A 20,744-nucleotide genomic window follows, 5' to 3' on the forward strand; every position below is an offset into this window, starting at 1 on the left:
ATGAAAAAAGCACTGTTAATCATCAGCTTTGGTACCAGCTATCCGCAGACCCGGCAAAAGAATATTGAGGCTTGTGAACGGCAATTGGCGGCGGCTTACCCTGATCGTGATCTGTATCGTGCATTCACTTCAGGCATGATCATCCGCAAATTGCAAAAACGTGATGGCTTACAGGTGGATAACCCACGTCAGGCGCTGGAGCGTTTGGTCAATGAAGGTTATCAAGATGTGGCTATTCAGTCCCTGCATGTTATCAACGGTGATGAATATGAGAAGATCGTCAGTGAAGTGAGCGCCTTTAATCAGCGTTTCCAGCGTTTGGTTGTGGGTACGCCGTTGCTTAACAGTTTTGCCGATTATCAACAACTGCTTATTGCCTTGGAAAATCAGATGCCGCCATTGGCGGCGGATGAGCGCGTGGTGTTTATGGGACACGGCACCAGTCACCATGCGTTTTCTGTCTACGCGTGCCTTGATCACCTGATGAGTTCACTTAATTTTCCGGCGTTGGTGGGGGCGGTGGAAAGTTACCCGGAAATCGGCCATCTCATCATCCGCTTGCGGCGGCAGGCCGTGCGTAAGGTACATTTGATGCCGTTAATGCTGGTGGCGGGTGATCATGCAATCAACGACATGGCATCCGACGAGCCGGGTTCTTGGTGTTCTCAGTTGGAAGCCGTTGGGATCAGTACGCAATCCTGGTTACAGGGATTAGGTGAGAATCCCCTGATCCGCCAAATGTTTGTTCAACATCTGGCCGCCGCGTTGCAGCCAGATCAGCGGGAGGTGGCGTGATGAAGGGAAGACTTTATGCCATGGGCGTCGGCCCTGGCGCCAGTGATTTGATTACCGTACGGGCCGCCCGAATACTGGCCCGCCTTGATGTGCTTTATGCACCTGCCGGGCGTAAAGGCGGAGATAGTCTGGCGCTCTCTATCGTGCGTGAATACCTCTTACCGCACACTGAAATTCGCACCTGTCATTTCCCGATGAGCAGTAACGGTGAAGAAAAACAGGCGGTATGGGATGAAGTGGCACAACAACTGAAAGATGAAGTCGCACAGGGACGGCAAGTCGGGTTTATCACACTCGGTGATGCCATGCTGTTCAGTACTTGGGTATTTTTGCTGGCGCGTATTGGCAGGCAGGAATGGCTGGACATTGTGCCGGGTATCACCTCTTTTGCCGCTATTGCCGCGCGAACCGTAATGCCGCTTGCCATGGAGCAGCAATCAATGGCGGTCATGTCCTGTACTGCGCCGGAAGCTGAGTTGGAACAGGCACTGCTAGCCCATGATTGTGTTGTGCTGATGAAAGTTTATAACCGTTTTGCCACCGTGCGTGCGTTGTTGGCACGTTTGAATTTATTTGAACATGCTTTGCTGATGGCAGACGCTTCATTGCCGGGTGAGCAGTGCTGGCGTTGTCTGGATCAGGTAGCTGCCGATCAGCGGCTACCCTATTTCTCCACCATTTTGGTGAATAAACAATGGCATACCAAGGAGTAGATTATGGAACAACAGCTAAAGAAACTCTCGTTGACCGGGTTGGCAATGGCAGTCTTGTTGATGCTGGTGCCGGAGCAAGCCTTTGCCATGCACGTTATGGAAGGTTTTTTACCTCCTATCTGGGCATTGGCTTGGTGGGTTCTGTTTTTGCCTTGTCTGTTTATGGGGTTGGTACGATTGAGACAGATTGTCAGTGATGACAGCAACCAGAAAGTACTGTTGGCATTGTGCGGGGCATTTATTTTCGTGCTGTCCGCATTGAAAATTCCATCAGTTACCGGTAGTTGCTCTCATCCGACTGGGGTAGGTCTGGCGGTGATCTTATTTGGTCCTTCGGTCGTTGCAGTACTTGGGGTCATTGTACTGTTATTTCAGGCACTGTTACTGGCACATGGTGGTGTGACAACCCTTGGCGCTAATGGCATGTCAATGGCCGTGTTTGGTCCGGTTGTGGGTTATTGGGTCTGGCGTTTGGCTAATAAAATCGGATTCCGGCGCGATGTTGCTGTGTTCCTCTGTGCCATGATCGCGGATCTGGTGACCTATTTTGTTACATCGGTGCAGTTGGGCGTCGCTTTCCCAGAGCCTGAATTCGGTATTAGCGGTTCTATCGTCAAGTTTATGAGTGTGTTCTGCCTGACTCAGATCCCGATTGCAATTGCGGAAGGTTTGCTCACCGTACTGATTTACGATCAGTTAACTAAACGTCACCTTATCCACGTCAGGAGTCATTAACATGAAAAAGACCATTACCTTGCTGGTGCTGCTAATCGCGTTGGTTATTCTGCCGTTCTTTATTAACCACGGAGGTGAATATGGCGGCGCTGATGGAGAAGCAGAAGCGCTGATTCAGGTGACTGCTCCAGACTATGAACCCTGGTTCCAGCCGCTATATGAGCCGGCCAGCGGAGAGATTGAAAGTTTGCTGTTCACCTTGCAAGGCTCATTAGGGGCAGCGGTGATCTTCTATATTCTGGGTTACTACCGGAGTAAGCGCAGTGAGCATGTTGGGAATTGATCGACTAAGTTATCAAAGCCGCTGGCGGCGGGTTGATCCGATGGCAAAACTGGCGCTCTATGGCTTGTTTCTGCTACTGGCGATGATCAGCCCGCCGCGCTACCAGGCATTGCTATTGCTGGTGATTGCGGTGCTGACCTGCTATCTGTTACGGATCGGGCCACGTCGCTATCTGCTTTGGTTGTCTGTACCTTTATCGTTCTTATTGGTGGGACTGATAGCCATTGTGCTATCAGTTTCCCGTCAGCCGGATGCCCTGTGGTGGGGCGTTCAAGTAGGGCAGTTTTGGTTCGGTATTGACAAAGCAGGGCTGACCACCGCCAATCAGACAATGTGGCGCAGCCTGGCCGCCTTAGCGGCTACCTTCTGGTTTGTGCTTAATACCCCGTTTCCACAATTGATCCAACTGTTGAAACGTTGTCATGTCCCGGATCTATTAACGGAACAGATCCTACTGACTTGGCGTTTTATCTTTATTTTTATTGATGAGGCGGCGGCGATCCATCGTGCGCAATCCCTGCGGTTTGGTTACACGTCGTTGGGAAGTGGCTACCGTTCACTGGCAATGTTAGTTAGTATGCTATTTACACGAGTGATGGTCCGCTATCAGCAAATGATTGTTTCGCTGGATATTAAACTTTATCAGGGGAATTTTCACCTGTAAGGACAGGATTCCGATGTTAGCTACCCGACAGTTAAGTTTCAGTTATCAGGATGAGCCCGTCTTACAGAATTTAACCATGGATTTTAGCCGCCATGCCGTTACCGGTCTGTTAGGGGCAAATGGTTGCGGCAAATCCACGTTGTTTATGAATCTGAGCGGCATTCTGCGTCCACAACAGGGTGAGGTTTTATGGCAAGACCAGCCTATCGGCTATGGTAAAGCCCATTTGCGGGCCTTGCGCCAGCGGGTGACGACGGTATTTCAGGATCCGGAACAGCAAATTTTTTATACCGATATCGACAGTGATATCGCTTTCAGTTTACGTAATCTTGGCATTGATGAGGCGTTGATTGCGCAGCGTGTTGAACGGGCGCTGGCGCTGGTGGATGCTCATGAATTCCGTCATAAGCCAATCCAACATCTGAGTCATGGCCAGAAAAAGCGTGTCGCGATAGCGGGGGCATTGGTGATGGAAGCGGAATATCTGCTGCTGGATGAACCGACAGCCGGGTTGGACCCTTCTGGCCGACAACATATGATCGCTATCATCGAACGTATCGTGGCAGAAGGAAAACGGGTGATTATTTCCAGCCATGATATCGATTTAATCTACAACGTCTGTGATTATCTGTACGTATTATCCCACGGTAAATTGGTCTGTGCAGGTGAGACTGCTGAGGTTTTTCTGCAACATGAGCAGTTACAGGCTGCGGGTTTGGTGCAGCCTTGGTTGGTTAAGATCCACAGCGAACTGGGGTTGCCATTGTGTAAAACTGAGGAGCAACTTTTTGCTCTGCTACGTCAGCGTAATAATTAAGGAAATGACATATGAGTCTGTCTTTAATGTTGCAAGGTACGGCGTCCGATGTTGGGAAAAGCATACTGGTTGCGGGATTATGCCGTATCTTTGTTCAGGATGGTTATCGCTGCGCGCCGTTTAAGTCACAGAATATGGCGCTGAATTCGGGTATCACTGCTAACGGTGAAGAGATGGGGCGGGCGCAGATTTTTCAGGCGGAAGCGGCGGGTATAGAACCTGATGTACGAATGAACCCGATATTGCTAAAACCCACCAGCGATTGTAAGGCGCAGGTCGTGTTGATGGGAAAAGTGGCCTGTAGCATGAATGCGGTGGAATATCATCAATACAAGCCCCGTTTGCAGCAGCAAATCTGCGAAGTTTTTCACAGTCTGGCCCGTGAATATGACGTGATGGTGCTGGAAGGCGCCGGTAGCCCGGCGGAGATTAATCTGCGTGATCGGGATATTGTCAACATGGGAATGGCGGAGATGGTTGATGCGCCTGTGCTGCTGGTGGCGGATATCGATCGTGGCGGCGTATTTGCGGCCATTTATGGTACGCTGGCACTGTTATTGCCGGAGGAGAAAGCGCGGATCAAAGGGGTGATCATCAATAAATTCCGCGGTGATATCAGCTTGCTCCAGCCGGGTATTGAACAGATTGAAGCTTTAACCGGGGTGCCTGTGCTGGGAGTGATGCCTTGGCTGAATATTGACCTCGAAGATGAAGACGGCGTAGCGCTGCAAACCGGTAAATATGATGGTGCAGCCGAAAAGGCGCTGGATATTGCCGTGGTTCGTTTGCCTTATATTGCTAATTTTACCGACTTCAATGCACTGGCGATGCAACCGGATGTTCGCTTGCGCTACGTGACTCAGCCATCAGAGTTGCAGTTGTCGGATCTGATTATCTTACCTGGCAGCAAAAACACACTGGGCGATCTGCAATGGCTGCGGCAGAACGGATTGGCGGATGCTCTGTTGACGGCACATCAGTCTGGTATTCCGGTTATCGGTATCTGTGGCGGTTATCAAATGCTGGGGAAGCGGATTATCGATGGAGTGGAATCGGGTATTGAACAAATGGACGGTCTTGGATTGCTGGATGTGGAAACCCGATTTGCCCATGAAAAAGTGACAACCAGGGTAAACGGTAGCTGTCTGGCGGCGTTGCCGGGCTTGTTGTCAGATTGCATTGAGCAACCGGTCCGTGGTTATGAGATTCATATGGGAAGTTCGTTATTGGGGGCGTATGCCACACCATTTGCCTGTATTACCGATCGTAACGGTCAATCCGGTAGTTGGTTTGATGGTGCGGTCAATCGGGAGGGCAGTGTGATGGGCAGTTATATTCATGGTCTGTTTGACAGTACGCATTTTACCCGTGCCCTGCTTAATGCTTTGCGTCAGCGCAAAGGATTGATGGCTTATCAGGGAGATACATTGGATTATGCCCACTACAAACAGACACAGTTTGACCTTTTGGCGGAAGCCATGCGCGAACATCTGGATATAGAACGGATTTATCAGTGTATGAAAAACCATCAGCAAGGCTTGATGCCGTGATTTTAATTACCGGCGGCGCTCGCAGTGGTAAAAGTGTGTTGGCGGAGAAACTGGCGGCACAAGCCAGTGAGCAGGTGTTGTATATTGCGACTGCCGTGGTAACAGACAGTGAAATGGCTGAACGTATACAACTACATCGTGAAAACCGGCCAGCCCATTGGCGTACATGGGAGGGTTATCGTGATCTTGGCGCGGTAATTACCACGCAATCCCAGCCGGGAGAAGCGATCATTCTTGAATGTATTACGACATTGATTACCAATCTATTATTTGATCAAGCTGGAGAGACTTCACCTGAACAGATGGATTTTGCTGTATTGGAGGTGGAGATTCAGCAGCAAATTAGCGATCTATTAGCGGCTTGTACCGGCGTGACTTCACCGATATATCTGGTTACTAACGAACTGGGCATGGGCATCGTGCCGGAAAATAGGCTGGCCCGCCATTTCCGTGACATTGCCGGAAGGGTTAACCAGCGGCTGGCGGCGGCGGCCAGTGAGGTATTTCTGATGGTTTCGGGGATTGAGGTAAAAATTAAATGAATCTGCGTCTGTTTCTTGCCACTTTGCAATTTATGACTCGCATCCCCGTTCCGTCGCGCTGGACGCAGGAAGTGGAAATGGATCAATACGTGCGTGGTATTGCTAGTTTCCCCTTTGTTGGATTGATCGTCGGTACACTTGCTGCGGTTATTTTTACCCTGCTTGCGCCTTGGTGTGGCGTGCCGTTGGCGGCATTAAGTTACGTATTAGTGCTGGCATTGCTAACGGGTGCGCTTCATCTTGATGGTTTAGCGGATACCTGTGATGGTGTGTTTTCCGCACGTAACCGGGAAAGAATGCTGGAAATTATGCGTGACAGCCGTTTGGGAACTCACGGCGGGCTGGCGTTGATCTTCCTTATTCTGGCGAAAGTGCTGGTGGTGAGTGAATTGGCACTGCGTGACGTTCCGATGTTGGTGACCTTAATCGCTGCGTCAGTGGCGGGCAGGAGTGCGATTGTGTTGTTAATGTATCGCCAGCGTTGTGCCCGTGAAGGAAGTGGATTGGGGAATCTCTATATTGGCCGGGTTAATGGTCATCAGGCATCGTTAACATTGCTGAGTGGGATGATGTTGATGACTCTGCTGACTGGAGTGTCTGGTGTGTTGGCATTGGTGATCACACTGTTGGTTATTGGATTACTGGCGATTTATTTGCACCGTCGTTTAGGTGGACAAACAGGCGATACCTTGGGTGCGTCTGTGGAAATCGGGGAACTGGTGTTTTTACTGGCGCTACTGTGAGTCACGATGATGCGACTATTTTTGGTTCGGCATGGTCAGACGGAAGCGAATTTGAGCGGCGTTTTCTGTGGTATGACCGATGTGGAGTTGACTAAGACGGGGATAAATCAGGCCCGGCAAGTTGCCCGCTATCTATCCTCCGTGACATTTTCGCAAGCGACAAGTAGCGTGTTACGGCGGGCGCGTCATACTGCGGAAATCATTCTGGCAGACCGCGCGTTATCGGCCAGTATCGATACGCAACTCAATGAAATGTATTTCGGCGCATGGGAAATGCGCCACCATCACGATTTGCAACACGAAGATGCTGAAGCCTGGTCTGCCTGGTTAGCCGACTGGCAACAAGCCTCTCCTACCGGTGGTGAAACCTTTCCTGCATTTGCCGCACGTATAGAAAACGTGGCGCAGCAACTGCTGAAACAGGAAAATCAGGATAATTTATTGCTGGTGGCTCATCAGGGAGTACTTGGTCTGTTATTGGCGCGTTTGCTGGCTATGCCGCCTTCTGCCATGTGGCATTTTCATTTTGAACAGGGTGCATACAGCGTAGTAGAAATCCACCATGGATTTACTACGTTGCGTACATTTAATAGCCAAACTTGCTGGCAACTTGAGACGCGGGAATAACGCTAATGCAAACATCTTCATCAATCTCATTTTCATCGATCATTAGTGCGATTGTGCCGCTGGATAGCGTGGCTATGGTGCGCACTGCTACCCGATTGGATGGATTGCTTAAACCAACGGGCAGTCTTGGACGTCTGGAACATTTGGCGATTCAACTTGCCGGGATGCGGGGATTACCGGGCCATCATATTGATCGTAAACAAATCATTGTGATGGTGGCTGATCATGGGGTTTATGACGAAGGCGTGACGATATCCCCTAAATCAGCAACGGCGATTCACGCCCAGAATATGGAGAAAGGGATCACGGGGATTTGTGTGCTGGCGGCGAATGCGGGCGCAGAGGTTAAAGTTGTGGACGTAGGGATTGACAGTGATCCGCTGCCGGGATTGGTGGACATGAGGGCAGGGCGTGGCAGTGGCAATATTGCTCGCGGACCGGCAATGAGCCGTCAGCAAGCGGAAGATCTGTTGCTGGCAAGCGCACGCCTGACGTTGGAACAAGCCGCAGATGGCGTGAAACTATTTGGTGTGGGTGAATTGGGCATGGGGAATACCACACCGGCGGCGGCTGTGGTCAGCGTTTTTACCAACAGCGATCCACAACAGATCGTAGGCATTGGGGCTAACTTTCCCCGTGATCGTTTGCATCATAAAGTGGCGATTGTGCGGCAGGCGATTGAAATCAATCGGCCTGATGCCAGTGACGGCATTGATGTGTTGGCAAAGATCGGTGGTTATGATTTGGTGGGGATGGCGGGCGTCATGCTTGGTGCGGCCTCGGCGGGGCTGCCGGTGATTCTGGATGGTTTTCCCTCTTACGCTGCGGCGCTGGCCGCTTGTTGTATTGCTCCCGATGTTCGTCATTATCTGATTCCTTCACATTTATCGGCAGAGAAGGGATCAATCATTGCATTGCAGCACTTGCAACTGGAGCCTTATCTACATTTGGACATGCGTCTGGGAGAGGGCAGCGGTGCTGCGCTGGCGATGCATCTGGTGGATGCGGCTTGTTCTATGTATAACAATATGGGGCTATTGGTCGATAGCAATATTATGCTGCCGTCGTAAAAGAATGAGACGGTATCTGAACTTCGCTTAAGAAGAGAATGAAAGTACTGAGGCACGAGCAACGTTTTTGTCAAAGAAAAGTCGAGACATCGCAGTCCGCTCGGTTTCTTGCTTAATATTTCTTCAATATAAAAGAAAGTATGCTACCATTCGCCGATGAAGAGAAAAAAAACACCAACGCCCCATGACGCTGTTTTTAAACAGTTTTTAAGTCATATTGCTACTGCCAGAGACTTCCTGGAGATACATTTGCCTGCTAAATTACGGGCCGTTTGTGATCTGGATACATTGCGGTTGGAATCAGGGTCGTTTATTGAAGACAATCTGCGTGCACATTATTCCGACATTTTGTATTCATTGAAAACGGCGCGGGGTGACGGTTATGTGTATTGCGTGATCGAGCACCAAAGTTCCCCGGACAAAATGATGGCATTCCGGCTGATGCGTTACGGTATTTCCGCAATGCAACGGCATCTGGCGCAGGGACATGAAAAATTGCCGCTGGTCATTCCGGTGTTGTTCTATCACGGGAAAATACAGCCGTATCCCTGGAGTACTAATTGGTTCGACTGCTTTGATGATCCGGCCCTGGCGAAGGAGATCTATTCCGGTCCTTTCCCGCTGGTGGATGTGACGGTCATTCCTGATGATGAGATCCTGACGCACAAACGGGTCGCGCTACTGGAAATGGTGCAAAAGCATATCCGGCAGCGCGATATGGCGGAGTTACTGCAAGAATTGGTCATACTGCTGACGTATGATTACTATACAGATGAACAGTTAAAAAGCGTGCTAAACTACTTATTACAGGCGGGAGATACCGCCGATCCAGAGGGTTTTATCCGGCGACTGGCAGAACAGTCCCCGAAGTATGAGGAGGTACTGATGACAATAGCGCAGAAACTGGAGCAGAAAGGACGCCAAAGAGGGCGTCAGGAAGGGCGTCAGGAAGGACGCCAAGAGGCAACTTTAAAGATTGCTCATGCATTGCTGAACAGCGGAATCGATCGTGAAACGGTGATGAAAACCACCGGGTTGAGTCAGAACGAACTTGAGCAAATACGCCACTAACTCGTGCTAAGAGTTTTTAATCAGAATTCAACGATGCGTGTTAAAAGAGGATCTTACGGTGACGGTTAGAACAGTCACCGAAGTCTGAGTATCGACCGTGAAACGGTGATGAAAATCACCGGACTGAACCCGAGTGAGCTTGAACAAATGTCTGACAAACTTACTGTTGATACGTTATCGGCGTAAAAATGCTTGAGTCAATGCACGAAAACGCATAGAAGCAGCACATTTACATGCCAAGCGATAAGACCGCGTCTGAATCTACGTGCTTCTGAAATCTCTGTTCTTATCTTAAGCAGAGCTGAGGTCTATTATGCAATGGCTGCGAAAGTCAGACCTGTTGCATGAATAATCTTTTTCATGGTTTTCGGTGTCGGATTGCCTTATGAATCTATTAATCCGATTTTTTATGAGAATCAAAATATAGACTGGGTCAGGGAAGGATATCGGCATATCTCTCATGCTTTAGGTTATGATGATGAGGTCGCTGATATTGCTTATAGTTCAGTTGACTTAATGGCAAGTGTATATGGAACTTATGGGATGCTTAAGCTTAATCCTGTTAAACCCAAGAATAATATATCGGGGGGCTATACTGTTAAGCCGGGGACGGGAAAATTATTTAGGTATATTAATGAGGATCTTGCCAGAAAATGGCGGTTAACACCAAAGCCTATGTTAACCATTCAAATATCTGGTAGTATATATAAAGTCAAACTTTTGATGGATGACATATATAAACTTCATGATGATTGAAATTTAGTTTTTATTTTAAAGCGGAAGTAAAGCATTGATAATTTTAATTTTGTTATAAAGTTAATAGAATGACAGAATAAAAATAAAAAAGATGTTGTTGTTAATAAGTAAACAAAAAACATTAATGGAATTCCATATGTTTTCCCACTGAAAAACATTCCTAACATTATGAATGAACAAATAAGTGTTGAATATATTATTGGCATGGATACTTCTTCGCTTCTAAACAATAGATATTGACAAAAACAATCTGTTTTACTTTTATATTTATCATAAATATAGGGGGTGTCTTTATGAAGGATCAGAAAGTTTCTCTTTATCTTAAGCAATTCTTTTAAGGTGAATTCGCTATTTAATATCAATTTTCTTAAGTCAGTTAGGTTCATTTATTTAGACTCGATTTATTTGATTTTATCAATGCTTTATTGATGAACTTAATAATTGAATTTGTTTTTATTTTGAAACTAATATAGAAAATTAGTAATTTTGAGCCTGTGATTAAATTACAGCTAACGGAAAGAGTATAATAAATGAAAGCAGAAATGGCAAAGAATAAGTAAATAGATGACATTAATGGGATCCCATATACCATATCACTGAAAAACATACCTGATATTATAAATAAACAAATTGAAGTAGAAAATGTTAACGGTAAAGAGACTTCTTCAGCTATAAATAACAGATAATGGCAAAAACAATCTGTTTTACTTTGGTATTTATCATAAATATAGGGGTTGTCTTTATGAAGAATAAGAAAATTTCTCTTTATCTTAAGCAATTCTTTTAAGGTGAATCCGCTATTTAATATTAATTTTCTTAAGTCAGTTAGATTCATTTATTTAGACTCGATTTATTTGATTATATAGTTATTTCTATCATGTTTTATTGATGAACTCAAGGGTTGAATTTGTTTTTTATTTTAAAACGAATATGGAAAATTAGTAATTTTGAACCAGTGATTAAATTACAGCTAACGGCGAGGCTATAGTAGATAAAAAACGAAATAGTAAAAAATAGATAAATAACATCAATGAAATACTATATATTTTTTCACTGAAAAATATACCTAATATTATAAATGAATAAACTGAGGTTAATAGTACTATTGGTAATGCTATCTCTTCAGCTATAAATAACAGATGCTGACAAAAACAATCTGTTTTACTTTGGTGTTTATCATAAACATCAGGGTCATCTTTATATAAAATAATAAAGTTTCTATTTATCTTAAGCAATTCTTTTAAGGTGAATCCGCTATTTAATATTAATTTTTTTAAGTCAGTTGTATTCATTTATCTATACTCGATTTTCTGTTTCTATAAATTTATTATCGTTACATGTTTATTCTTTATCGCGCATTATAATTTCTTAAAGTTTATTCTAAGTCTAATATAGAAAATGACTAATTTTATGCATGTGAAAAAATTATAGCGATAGCGATGATAAAAAGACTTGTAACAAAGACATATCATTGTTGAAACGATATAAATAAGCGATACAAATGATAAAAAGAAAATTGTATTTTTGTCATGGAGGAAAACCTCCATTATTATGCAGCAGACATACATAAGAGTGAAAAATAACACTGGGTCGCCTGCATCTTCAGCAAATACTATTTAAATAATGGGGTTTTAAATATGTTTTTATATATTTAATTTTTTGTAAGATTATTATTGGGTTTTTAATATAAAATTGGAAGTGAAAATTAGCTTTTATTTTTTATATTGACAACATTCCTTATTCTGATTTCGGCTGTTGTTTATTACAATATTGAATGACGGGTATATAAATTATTTTCTAAAATAGTGATATATCGCGCACGATTCTTTGGATAGCAAGGTTTGATATTTTTTCATGACAGTCCTTGAACTGGCAATATATTTACAAATATAAAATCTCAACTGTTAAGATATAAGTCTATTGTGTAGGCTGCATTACTGTTATGAAAGTTTGTTTATACGATGAATTCGTTAACTATATTTTTTTACTGTACTGATAAATTTCAACATTTAACTGCTTGTGGAAAGTGTTAAGTTAAATTTTACAGGTAGAACCACCTATTATATATGTATTTAACTAACAGAAATAATAAGGAAAAATATAATGTCATTGAAAAAAACTATATCTATAGGCCCTCTTGAATCCGTTGAGATTTATAGTGAAAACCACTTTCCAATGCCCTCTGTTGTCAATGGGGTAACGCTAAGAAACAATAAAGCAGCGCCAATTAGGGCTATAAATTATTGGGCTCCTCCGATTGGAGGTTATAATCAGCATAGCTATGCTGATGTTTATGGCGGCGAAATTAAAATATTCCCATCACTTAATAATTCTGTTTACCGATATAAAGTTGTAGTCTTCAATCTGGACGATAAACTAGATGCAGAAATTGAATTTGTAGCGAGTTCTTTGCAGGAGGAATTTAATGTTAAATTAAAAAAGGTATATATGTATTCTAATGAACCCTTTGAAATTTTTAATAGTAGTAATGTAATCCTTCCCAAAGATTTCGATAACGCACTGATAAAAAACCATGGCCCGGCAAGTATCAAGGCTGTAAATTACTGGGCTGGTCTGTTTGGAGGTTATAATCAGTATAGCGATATTGATATTTATGCCGGTGAAACCAAAATACTCGCATCACCTCCTAATCCTATTAATTACTATAAGATTGTATTATTTAATCTTAGCGGTGGTCTAAGCGCAGAACTTGAAGTTATATCAAGAATATGGTTTAGCGAATAATAATAGTATAGGCAAAATTATCTGCGCTTATTATGTGAATCTACCAATATTCATTATAATTCTGGGGGAGTGGGTCTTAGCAACCACAAGTTTCATTGGGCAGGTTGTAGATGAATATAGTAGACAGGGTAATCAAGATTACAGAGGCATCGGATCTGATGCCTCTGTAAGTTACACCAGCTCAATTCACTATTTTTTAACTACCTGTTTATGATGCGGGAATAATCAGTTTCATCAACGGCTAAGAGCAATGCCGGAGGCTTGTTGTGCCAGCATATTTTTAGCTAAATCGACAATAATTGCTGCGGCTTCGATTGGCGGTGTTCCTCCTCGGTGAATGTTGGAGATACAAGTGCGGTCCGCCTCAACGGTTTTTTCTACGGTCGGTTTGTAGATCGCATAGCAGGAGAGGCTTTCCGATTGCCCCAATCCGGGACGTTCTCCGATAAGTAAGATAACCACTTTGGCTTTCAGCAATTCGCCAATCTGATCTTCAATTTTAACGCGACCATAGCGCACAAAGAACGGTGTGCCGATGCACAATCCTGCTTGTTCCAATCCTTTCAGCAGAGGTGGCAGAATATCTTCATAGTTGGAAATAATCGCATCAGTAGAGAGGCCATCGGAGATAACAATCTGTACGTCAGCATCAGTTTTACACTGTGTCAGCAGGGTTTCTACGGCATTGGCGCTGAGTTTTCTCCCCAGATCAGGGCGAGTCAAATAGAGGTTTTTGTCGCTGATTTGAGATTGCACTTCCAGCAACCCTTGTTTTTGTACCCATTCGACAGGAACTTCTTTCAGCACTGTATCCTTGGAACGGGAGTGGTCAGCCAGAAAACGCAGTAATGCCTGGGTTCGTGGACGTGGACCGCTGCGACCGGTACAGACTCTCGATACGGTATTGCGGCGTAATTCCTGTAGGACTTCCATACGATTCGGGTTTTGTACACCGATCCACTGTTTGGCTTCCAGCGAGCCTAAGTCCAGCGTGCAACTTTCAGCTTCGTCAGTGATTTCAGGAGATGCATGTGGTTCCTGACCAGACACCACGTTGATTACATTTTCTTCAATTTGTTTTTGGTTCATGTGATTTATCTCAACAAAGCATCAGAAAAAGAACGACGCATCACCTGCGCGTGATGTTAAGCGTCCGTTTGCCATGATTCCCCTATTTTCCAGCCAGCGTTCAAACTCTGGTGATGGGCGCAAATTGAGCAGATGGCGGATAGTCGCGGTATCGTGGAAAGCGGATGTTTGATAATTGAGCATAATGTCATCACCGAGCGGCATGCCCATGATGAAATTACACCCTGCGGTTGCCAGCAGGATCATCAGGTTTTCGTTCTGGTTCTGATCAGAATCTGCATGATTGGTATAGCAGCAGTCACATCCCATTGAGACACCGCTGAGTTTCCCCATGAAGTGATCTTCCAGTCCGGCGCGGATAATTTGGCGATCATTGTAGAGGTATTCCGGCCCGATGAAGCCGACGACGGTGTTAACCAGGAATGGGTCATAATGGCGGGCCAGACCGTAGTTCCGTGCTTCCATTGTCACCTGATCCGCGCCAAAATGGGCGCCAGCCGAGAGGGCAGAACCTTGGCCGGTTTCAAGATACAGGCAGTTACTGCCGGCAAGACGGCAATATTCCGCACCCACGGCCCGCGCTTCATCCAACATCGCCAGCTCTACCCCAAACTCTTTCAGCCCTTTTTCACTGCCACAGATACTTTGGAAAATTAAACCGCCCGGTGCCCCACGCTTAATGGCTTCTATCTGGGTGGTGACATGGGCTAAGACACAACCCTGCGTTGGGATGGCGAATTTGTCGATCACCTCATAGATGGTGTCCAACACACGAGTCAGGTTTTCTACATCGTCTGTTACCGGGTTAACGCCGATGACCGCATCTCCAACGCCGAATGATAAGCCTTCATAAATCTGGGCCAGAATGCTTTGTACCTCGTCACGGGTATCGTTGGGTTGAAGGCGGGCGCTGAACGTTCCCGGTGTGCCGATGGTGGTATTGGCTTTTTTGATCACCGGCATTTTTTTCGCGCCATAAATCAGATCGGCGTTGGAGCTGATTTTTGCCACGGCGGCGACAACTTCAGAACTGATCCCTTTGCGCAGAAAGGCAATATCATCCACGCGGGTGTCATCGCTCAATATATATTCACGTAGTTCGCCAATGCGCCAGTTTTTTATGCGAGTGTAGGCAATTTCGTTAATGTCATCCTGAATAATGCGGGTAACACAATCTTCTTCATAAGGAATAACCGGATTCATACGGATATCCGCTATTGTCATTTCCGAGAGAACATGTTTAGCCGCTACACGTTGTTGAGAACTTTCGGCCGCGACCCCGGCTAATATATCCCCTGAACGCGGTTCGTTAGCCATTGCCAGCACCTGTTTGACATCCTTAAACTGATACGTTTTACCAAAAAGCTGTGTTTTTAATTTCATGTTTACGCTCTCTCAGGAAGGAAAAGCCAGTGACTTGATGGTGACGGGAACGACAGTGCCACCAAATAATGGAATTCCAATATCGATATAATCTCCGGTGTGGGTAATCACTTCGTCGATTACCGCCAGTGGCCGTTCTTCCATCAGAGGATGTAGCAGCATACCCAGTGCTTTACCAAAATCCTGGCTGGCAACTATCAGCAGCGGATGGGAAGAGGGATAACGTACGGTAAAATCCTGTAAAGCGGTGATGCATGTTTGTACTGCGGCATAATTGACTGGCAGGGCATCGGGCAGAGCTAGGGCATACAGATCTTGTTGCGGGTCAAGGTCCATTTGTGTCAGTGCGTGCAGCCAGGCTTCTGTCAGTGATCCAGTGACCTCTGTTCCAGGATGAGCCACGGGGATGTTGCACAGTGGCAGCGACAGCGTATCAAGCCAGATAGTGCTGCCAGATAGCGATAATGTATGAGCGCCGGCGCCAATCACGGTGGCGCGGACGGTTTGTTTTGGCACTTGCAGCGGCAGCTTGGTGAAATCATGATCACGATGAATAGCGTTTGCCAGTAATGGCCCCAGATCGTGAAAACGGAATAGATCACGGTCCGACGTTTGACGATAACATTCGCCTACACCGCCGGAGAGAGTAACAGCATAGAGTGCGTCACAGTTTGGCAGTGGTTCAGTCATCAGCAATTGCTGTGCCAGTGGGGTGAGATGCCCGACGGCGACTTCCCATAGCAACTGTGACATTCGGGCGGCAATCTGTTGTATCTGTGTGGTTGTCAGATGTTGAACATCGGTGTTTTCACCAAACAGAGAATGAACGATGAGCGTTCCGGGCGGATGTGCCCGTAAGACTTTTCCTTGAGGATCGGTTTCCAATAAGCGACCGCCGACATTCAGGCAAGCGGAGGCGACCAGTCGTCCGGCATCGAACAGCGCGTAGTTTGCTGTGCCGCCGCCAATGTCAATGTTGAGTACTTTGGCCATCTTCTGTTGTGACAGTGCCTGAGCGCCGGAACCAAAACCAGCAATCACTGATTCTAGATGTGGCCCAGCGGTTGCTACAACAAAATCCCCCAGTTTTTGGGCCAGTGCCATGACCGCAGGACGTGCGTTACAGGTTTTAGCGGTTTCACCAGTAATGATCACCGCCCCGGAATCGATACTTTCCGGATCGATCCCCGCTGCCTGATATTGTGCCTGAATTATGTTGAGCAGTTCGTCTTCACGTAATTGTCCGGCGAAATCTACGGGAGTAAATAACACCGGGCTTTGCCAGATAATCTCGCGTCGGACAAACTCATAGCGTGGCACTTGTGATACTGCCGCCCGGTTCACCAGCGACAGACACGAAAAGATCACTTGTGTGGTGGTGGTGCCGATATCAATACCGACACTAAATAATTCCTTGACCTCCATAGCGACACCTTTTGTCTGTAATAAGGCGTATGTTGGCATTTTTTTCTATAAATCAGTATTAAATGTCGGCAATTTGGTCGGAAAGTCAATGGTAATCACAAAAACATCAGGGGTTGTAATAAAAATGGTGTAGGGACAAGGCGAAGGACTAAGTTACCAGGAGAAACAAACAGATAAAGTCAAAATGTGCCGGGACAGATTGTCATCATCAATACATCAGCAAAAGTGAATAATTATTGATCTCACGCCATATCGTGTTGCTGGCTATGGGTAATATATCTGCTAACAGACTTTCGTTAAGGGTGAAAAAAATGATGAATAGCGGAAAAGTTTGGTTGGTAGGTGCCGGTCCTGGCGATGCGGCACTGATTACTGTCAGAGGATTACACTGTATCCGTCAGGCTGATGCGCTGGTATATGATCGGTTAGTCAACCCGGATCTGTTGTCTGAAGCGCCTGATAGCTGCAAAATGATCAATGTCGGTAAGACGCCGAATTATCACCCGGTGCCGCAACGGCAAATCAATCAGATCCTGGTAGAGAGTGCGCAACAGGGGTTAAATGTTGTCCGGTTGAAAGGTGGCGATCCTTATGTGTTTGGGCGTGGTGGTGAAGAGGCCGAAGCGTTGGCACTGGCGAAGATCCCTTTTGAAGTTGTACCGGGTATCAGCTCATCAATTGGTGGTTTGGCTTGCGCTGGGATCCCTGTGACTCATCGTGATTATGCCTCAGGTTTTCATGTTATTACGGGTCATCTGCGTCAGGGAAATGAGCCACAGGATTGGGCGACACTGGCAAAGCTGGAAGGGACACTGGTGATCCTGATGGGAATGACGCAGTTGGCAAGCATTTGTAAGCAATTGATCGCAGGCGGTAAAGCACCAACAACCCCGGCGGCAGTGGTGATGTATGCCAGTCACCAGCAGCAGCAAGTTGCTAGCGCAACCTTGGTGACTTTGGCGCAGCAAGTGGCGGTTCAAGGATTGGCTGCGCCAGCATTGATTGTGATTGGTGATGTGGTGCGTTTGCGGGAAACATTGGCTTTTAGTCGGGAGCGTTTGTTGCTGGCTTCTGTTTCATCACTGATGGCACTTTGATTCTTTATTTGATATCTGGGTTTGAACATTTTATGAGCGAACATGGCGGCAATGTGCTGGAAATGGCGCAGAAAATCGGTGTTTCAGCAGAGGAAATAACGGATTTCAGCGCTAATATTAACCCGCTGGGGATGCCGGTATCCCTGAAAACGGCCATTATCGACCAGTTGCAACGTGCAGAATGTTACCCTGATACCGAATATCGTCGGTTACATGCAGCACTGGCGCATGTTCATCGTTGCACCGTCGAAAATCTGATAGCGGGTAACGGTGCTACTGAACTGATTTATGCGGTAGTGAATTATCTTAAGCCGCGCCGTGCCATGCTATTGATTCCGGGATTCGCTGAATATCGGCGTGCTTTACTGCGGGTTGGTTGCCAGATTGATGATTATGTGATGAGTGAAACAGAGGGGTATCAGCCTGATGAGCGTTTGCTGGTGGCATTGGATCGTTGTCGCCCTGATTGTTTGTTTATTGCCACACCGAATAACCCAACCGGCCTGATGCCGGATGCTGAACTGTTACAGGCGGTGCTTGAACGTTGCCACCAACATAATATCGCGCTGATTGTCGATGAAGCGTTTATTGATTTTCTCCCGGACATTGCCGGACTTATTCCCAAGATAGCCCATTATCCTCACCTCTATATTTTGCGTTCATTAACGAAGTTTTTTGCTATTCCGGGATTACGTCTTGGCTATCTGGTCAGCGGTGATGTCACAGGTATTCGGGAGATGAAATGCTGGCGGGAGCCGTGGACTATTAATGCTTTTGCGGCATTGGCCGGTGAAATCATTCTCAATGATAAGGCTTACATTCAGGCAACACACCGTTGGCTGGCACAGCAGCAACGTGGGCTCTATCAGGCATTAGCTGCGTTGCCGGAATTATGTGTCTGGCCTCCTGCCGCGAATTATATTTTCTTGCGTTGTCTGCGCCCGGAAATCGATCTCCAGCAAGCGTTGTTGAAACACCGGATACTTATCCGCCATTGTGCTAACTATCCAGGCTTGAGTGCTGCCCATTACCGGGTTACCATAAAGGGCAAACATGATAATCATCGGCTGGTATTGGCATTGCGTCAGGTATTGGGTTATGGCTGAAGCACGTTGTCCTGCATCATGTGGTGAACTTATTCAAGGGTGGATTCTTGGTGGTGAGAAGTTGATCTCCTGTCCGGTGAACTGGTTTAGCGAGGTTTCTGTTACTGATGGTGTACCGGGGAAACATGAACGTCCCCGTATGCGGCAGATGATGAAAGCTGTACTGGTATACTTCGGCCTATCGGTGGATATGGCACGAGGTTTACGCCTCTCTTTTGTTTCTACGATCCCTGTGGCTAAAGGGCTGGCAAGCAGTACCGCAGATATTGCCGCTACAGCGCTGGCAACGGCGCGTTATTTGGGAAAAACACTGGATGAAACAACACTTGCCCGGTTTTGCGTACAAATGGAACCCACGGATAGTACGCTATTCAGTCATATTACCTTGTTTGATCATCAAACAGGCGCTACTCAAATTGCATGTGACTGGCAGCCGCCTATAGATATTTTGTTATTGGAAAGCCCGGAAACGCTGATTACGGCTGATTATCATCGTTTGGATCGATATCAGACATTGTTGGAAAACGCCTCAGTGCTAGCGCAGTCCTGGCGGCTATTTTGTCAGGCGGTTGCCACACGGGATTGCCTGCGGTTGGGGGAAGCCACGACGCTCAGTGCGCAAGCGAGTCAAAAACTGTTGGTAAAACCGGCATTTGACAGCTTGCTGGAGCTGGTAGAACGCAGTGGGATCTATGGGTTGAATGTTGCTCATAGCGGCAGTGTTGTAGGGTTGTTGTGTGATCGTCACCATCATGATGTTGAGTACCTATGCTGGTGGCTAAAACACCGGGACATCACTCGTTTTTATCCGCGTCAGCATTTGCTGGCGATGATACCGGGTGGCGTACGCTAGTGGAGGAGAGGGGATCATGCTGGATTATTTGCCGATGTTTTGTCAGATTCGGGATAAAACCTGTTTGTTGGTTGGGGGAGGTCAGGTGGCTGAGCGCAAAGCGCATCTATTATTGGAGGCTGGTGCGTGTTTGCTGGTTAATGCACGGGAATTCACTGTACAATTTCAGATTTGGGAAGATGCGGGTCAAGTGACACTGATTCGTGGTGAGTTTGAGCCTCATTGGCTTGATCTCTGTTGGTTGGTGATTGCGGCGACCAATGATGCGGCAGTTAATGGTTATGTCAGTGATTGTGCGACGGAACGTCGCATTTTCTGCAATGTGGTGGATGAGCCACTACAGGCAAGTTTTATTACACCGTCGGTCATTGATCGCTCGCCGGTAGTGATTGCTATCTCTTCCGGGGGTAATGCACCGGTACTGGTCAGGTTATTGCGCGAAAAACTGGAACGGCTGTTACCGATGCATCTTGGTCGTCTGGCTGCTTATGGCGGGACACTTCGCCAGCGGGTAAAACGGCATTTTCATCATCTGGCGGCACGTCGTCACTTTTGGGAACAGTTTTTTACCAGTGAACCGTTGACACAATCGTTGATCAGTCAAGATAGTCAACAAGTTGATCAGGTGACAGAAGCCCTGTTCTCTGAGTTATCTCAAACAGATACGAAAAAAACAGACA

The 20,744-nt window shown here is 46.4% G+C and carries 21 protein-coding genes and 1 pseudogene; 18 read left to right on the forward strand and 4 right to left on the reverse strand.

All coding sequences use genetic code 11. The features are described 5' to 3' along the window. The 13 genes from cbiK to ACUN2T_RS10595 all read left to right on the forward strand — a co-directional run bounded on the left by cbiK (position 1) and on the right by ACUN2T_RS10595 (position 10,366). Positions 1-795 (forward strand): sirohydrochlorin cobaltochelatase, encoded by a 795-nt coding sequence (cbiK, locus tag ACUN2T_RS10535; RefSeq protein ID WP_445497411.1) that lies wholly within the window; start codon positions 1-3, stop codon positions 793-795. Continuing rightward, on the forward strand, positions 795-1,508 hold the full coding sequence (locus ACUN2T_RS10540) for a cobalt-factor II C(20)-methyltransferase (protein WP_445497412.1): 714 nt from the start codon (positions 795-797) through the stop codon (positions 1,506-1,508). Before cbiK ends, ACUN2T_RS10540 begins: the two co-directional genes overlap by 1 nt. Positions 1,509-1,511: 3 nt before the next feature. Further along, complete coding sequence (gene cbiM / locus ACUN2T_RS10545) at positions 1,512-2,243, forward strand: cobalt ECF transporter S component CbiM (protein WP_445497413.1); 732 nt, start codon at positions 1,512-1,514, stop codon at positions 2,241-2,243. A 1-nt stretch (position 2,244) separates the two neighbouring features. Then, positions 2,245-2,526, forward strand: coding sequence for an energy-coupling factor ABC transporter substrate-binding protein (locus tag ACUN2T_RS10550; protein WP_021324508.1), 282 nt, complete (start codon positions 2,245-2,247; stop codon positions 2,524-2,526). Next, positions 2,513-3,190, forward strand: a complete 678-nt coding sequence (locus ACUN2T_RS10555) for an energy-coupling factor ABC transporter transmembrane protein (RefSeq protein WP_445497848.1) — start codon at positions 2,513-2,515, stop codon at positions 3,188-3,190. Before ACUN2T_RS10550 ends, ACUN2T_RS10555 begins: the two co-directional genes overlap by 14 nt. Positions 3,191-3,203: 13 nt before the next feature. Next, positions 3,204-4,007 (forward strand): ATP-binding cassette domain-containing protein, encoded by an 804-nt coding sequence (locus ACUN2T_RS10560; RefSeq protein ID WP_036840064.1) that lies wholly within the window; start codon positions 3,204-3,206, stop codon positions 4,005-4,007. Between the two features lie 11 nt (positions 4,008-4,018). Continuing rightward, positions 4,019-5,557, forward strand: coding sequence for a cobyric acid synthase (locus tag ACUN2T_RS10565; protein WP_445497414.1), 1,539 nt, complete (start codon positions 4,019-4,021; stop codon positions 5,555-5,557). Further along, positions 5,554-6,099 carry a bifunctional adenosylcobinamide kinase/adenosylcobinamide-phosphate guanylyltransferase gene (gene cobU, locus ACUN2T_RS10570; RefSeq protein WP_445497849.1) on the forward strand — a complete coding sequence of 182 codons (546 nt, stop codon included), beginning with the start codon at positions 5,554-5,556 and terminating at the stop codon, positions 6,097-6,099. Before ACUN2T_RS10565 ends, cobU begins: the two co-directional genes overlap by 4 nt. Continuing rightward, the gene (gene cobS, locus ACUN2T_RS10575; protein ID WP_445497415.1) at positions 6,096-6,842 is read left to right on the forward strand and encodes an adenosylcobinamide-GDP ribazoletransferase; all 747 of its coding nucleotides are present in this window, start codon (positions 6,096-6,098) and stop codon (positions 6,840-6,842) included. Before cobU ends, cobS begins: the two co-directional genes overlap by 4 nt. A 9-nt stretch (positions 6,843-6,851) precedes the next feature. Next, positions 6,852-7,469, forward strand: coding sequence for an adenosylcobalamin/alpha-ribazole phosphatase (locus ACUN2T_RS10580; protein ID WP_445497850.1), 618 nt, complete (start codon positions 6,852-6,854; stop codon positions 7,467-7,469). A gap of 5 nt (positions 7,470-7,474) precedes the next feature. Beyond that, complete coding sequence (gene cobT / locus ACUN2T_RS10585; RefSeq protein WP_445497416.1) at positions 7,475-8,539, forward strand: nicotinate-nucleotide--dimethylbenzimidazole phosphoribosyltransferase; 1,065 nt, start codon at positions 7,475-7,477, stop codon at positions 8,537-8,539. A gap of 156 nt (positions 8,540-8,695) precedes the next feature. Then, positions 8,696-9,610: an Rpn family recombination-promoting nuclease/putative transposase gene (locus tag ACUN2T_RS10590; protein WP_445497417.1), complete on the forward strand. Its 915-nt coding sequence runs from the start codon at positions 8,696-8,698 to the stop codon at positions 9,608-9,610. A 378-nt stretch (positions 9,611-9,988) separates the two neighbouring features. Then, positions 9,989-10,366 (forward strand): DUF4225 domain-containing protein, encoded by a 378-nt coding sequence (locus tag ACUN2T_RS10595; RefSeq protein ID WP_445497418.1) that lies wholly within the window; start codon positions 9,989-9,991, stop codon positions 10,364-10,366. Between the two features lie 959 nt (positions 10,367-11,325). On the opposite strand, the gene ACUN2T_RS10600 is transcribed toward ACUN2T_RS10595, so the two are convergent. Then, positions 11,326-11,658 (reverse strand): hypothetical protein, encoded by a 333-nt coding sequence (locus tag ACUN2T_RS10600; RefSeq protein ID WP_445497419.1) that lies wholly within the window; start codon positions 11,656-11,658, stop codon positions 11,326-11,328. A gap of 811 nt (positions 11,659-12,469) precedes the next feature. Between ACUN2T_RS10600 and ACUN2T_RS10605 the strand changes: the two genes are divergently transcribed. Further along, positions 12,470-13,111 (forward strand): hypothetical protein, encoded by a 642-nt coding sequence (locus tag ACUN2T_RS10605; protein ID WP_445497420.1) that lies wholly within the window; start codon positions 12,470-12,472, stop codon positions 13,109-13,111. Positions 13,112-13,345: 234 nt separating this feature from the next. On the opposite strand, the gene eutC is transcribed toward ACUN2T_RS10605, so the two are convergent. Genes eutC through eutA form a run of 3 tightly spaced genes read right to left on the reverse strand, consistent with a single transcriptional unit; the run spans position 13,346 to position 17,008 of the window. Next, positions 13,346-14,200: an ethanolamine ammonia-lyase subunit EutC gene (gene eutC, locus ACUN2T_RS10610; protein ID WP_445497421.1), complete on the reverse strand. Its 855-nt coding sequence runs from the start codon at positions 14,198-14,200 to the stop codon at positions 13,346-13,348. 21 nt (positions 14,201-14,221) lie between these two features. After that, positions 14,222-15,583, reverse strand: a complete 1,362-nt coding sequence (locus ACUN2T_RS10615; protein ID WP_445497422.1) for an ethanolamine ammonia-lyase subunit EutB — start codon at positions 15,581-15,583, stop codon at positions 14,222-14,224. Positions 15,584-15,595: 12 nt separating this feature from the next. Then, the gene (gene eutA / locus ACUN2T_RS10620) at positions 15,596-17,008 is read right to left on the reverse strand and encodes an ethanolamine ammonia-lyase reactivating factor EutA (RefSeq protein ID WP_445497851.1); all 1,413 of its coding nucleotides are present in this window, start codon (positions 17,006-17,008) and stop codon (positions 15,596-15,598) included. 314 nt (positions 17,009-17,322) lie between these two features. Between eutA and cobA the strand changes: the two genes are divergently transcribed. From cobA to ACUN2T_RS10640, 4 genes and pseudogenes are all read left to right on the forward strand, one after another. Next, on the forward strand, positions 17,323-18,105 hold the full coding sequence (gene cobA / locus ACUN2T_RS10625; protein ID WP_445497852.1) for a uroporphyrinogen-III C-methyltransferase: 783 nt from the start codon (positions 17,323-17,325) through the stop codon (positions 18,103-18,105). Positions 18,106-18,137: 32 nt separating this feature from the next. Further along, the gene (gene cobD, locus ACUN2T_RS10630; RefSeq protein ID WP_445497423.1) at positions 18,138-19,211 is read left to right on the forward strand and encodes a threonine-phosphate decarboxylase CobD; all 1,074 of its coding nucleotides are present in this window, start codon (positions 18,138-18,140) and stop codon (positions 19,209-19,211) included. Beyond that, positions 19,204-20,064, forward strand: a complete 861-nt coding sequence (locus ACUN2T_RS10635; RefSeq protein WP_445497424.1) for a GHMP family kinase ATP-binding protein — start codon at positions 19,204-19,206, stop codon at positions 20,062-20,064. Before cobD ends, ACUN2T_RS10635 begins: the two co-directional genes overlap by 8 nt. Before the next feature lie 19 nt (positions 20,065-20,083). Further along, positions 20,084-20,713: pseudogene (locus ACUN2T_RS10640) on the forward strand (NAD(P)-dependent oxidoreductase); the annotation flags it as partial. Between the last annotated feature and the right edge of the window lie 31 nt (positions 20,714-20,744).

The sequence above is a fragment of the Photorhabdus machadonis genome (assembly GCF_052657765.1).

What these genes read in the sequence shown, in the direction of transcription:
- cbiK (WP_445497411.1), top strand. Translation starts at nt 1, where the DNA reads ATGAAAAAAGCACTGTTAATCATCAGCTTTGGTACCAGCTATCCGCAG.
- ACUN2T_RS10540 (WP_445497412.1), top strand. Translation starts at nt 795, where the DNA reads ATGAAGGGAAGACTTTATGCCATGGGCGTCGGCCCTGGCGCCAGTGAT.
- cbiM (WP_445497413.1), top strand. Translation starts at nt 1,512, where the DNA reads ATGGAACAACAGCTAAAGAAACTCTCGTTGACCGGGTTGGCAATGGCA.
- ACUN2T_RS10550 (WP_021324508.1), top strand. Translation starts at nt 2,245, where the DNA reads ATGAAAAAGACCATTACCTTGCTGGTGCTGCTAATCGCGTTGGTTATT.
- ACUN2T_RS10555 (WP_445497848.1), top strand. Translation starts at nt 2,513, where the DNA reads ATGTTGGGAATTGATCGACTAAGTTATCAAAGCCGCTGGCGGCGGGTT.
- ACUN2T_RS10560 (WP_036840064.1), top strand. Translation starts at nt 3,204, where the DNA reads ATGTTAGCTACCCGACAGTTAAGTTTCAGTTATCAGGATGAGCCCGTC.
- ACUN2T_RS10565 (WP_445497414.1), top strand. Translation starts at nt 4,019, where the DNA reads ATGAGTCTGTCTTTAATGTTGCAAGGTACGGCGTCCGATGTTGGGAAA.
- cobS (WP_445497415.1), top strand. Translation starts at nt 6,096, where the DNA reads ATGAATCTGCGTCTGTTTCTTGCCACTTTGCAATTTATGACTCGCATC.
- ACUN2T_RS10580 (WP_445497850.1), top strand. Translation starts at nt 6,852, where the DNA reads ATGCGACTATTTTTGGTTCGGCATGGTCAGACGGAAGCGAATTTGAGC.
- cobT (WP_445497416.1), top strand. Translation starts at nt 7,475, where the DNA reads ATGCAAACATCTTCATCAATCTCATTTTCATCGATCATTAGTGCGATT.
- ACUN2T_RS10590 (WP_445497417.1), top strand. Translation starts at nt 8,696, where the DNA reads ATGAAGAGAAAAAAAACACCAACGCCCCATGACGCTGTTTTTAAACAG.
- ACUN2T_RS10600 (WP_445497419.1), bottom strand. Translation starts at nt 11,658, where the DNA reads ATGAATACAACTGACTTAAAAAAATTAATATTAAATAGCGGATTCACC.
- ACUN2T_RS10605 (WP_445497420.1), top strand. Translation starts at nt 12,470, where the DNA reads ATGTCATTGAAAAAAACTATATCTATAGGCCCTCTTGAATCCGTTGAG.
- eutC (WP_445497421.1), bottom strand. Translation starts at nt 14,200, where the DNA reads ATGAACCAAAAACAAATTGAAGAAAATGTAATCAACGTGGTGTCTGGT.
- ACUN2T_RS10615 (WP_445497422.1), bottom strand. Translation starts at nt 15,583, where the DNA reads ATGAAATTAAAAACACAGCTTTTTGGTAAAACGTATCAGTTTAAGGAT.
- eutA (WP_445497851.1), bottom strand. Translation starts at nt 17,008, where the DNA reads ATGGAGGTCAAGGAATTATTTAGTGTCGGTATTGATATCGGCACCACC.
- cobA (WP_445497852.1), top strand. Translation starts at nt 17,323, where the DNA reads ATGAATAGCGGAAAAGTTTGGTTGGTAGGTGCCGGTCCTGGCGATGCG.
- cobD (WP_445497423.1), top strand. Translation starts at nt 18,138, where the DNA reads ATGAGCGAACATGGCGGCAATGTGCTGGAAATGGCGCAGAAAATCGGT.
- ACUN2T_RS10635 (WP_445497424.1), top strand. Translation starts at nt 19,204, where the DNA reads ATGGCTGAAGCACGTTGTCCTGCATCATGTGGTGAACTTATTCAAGGG.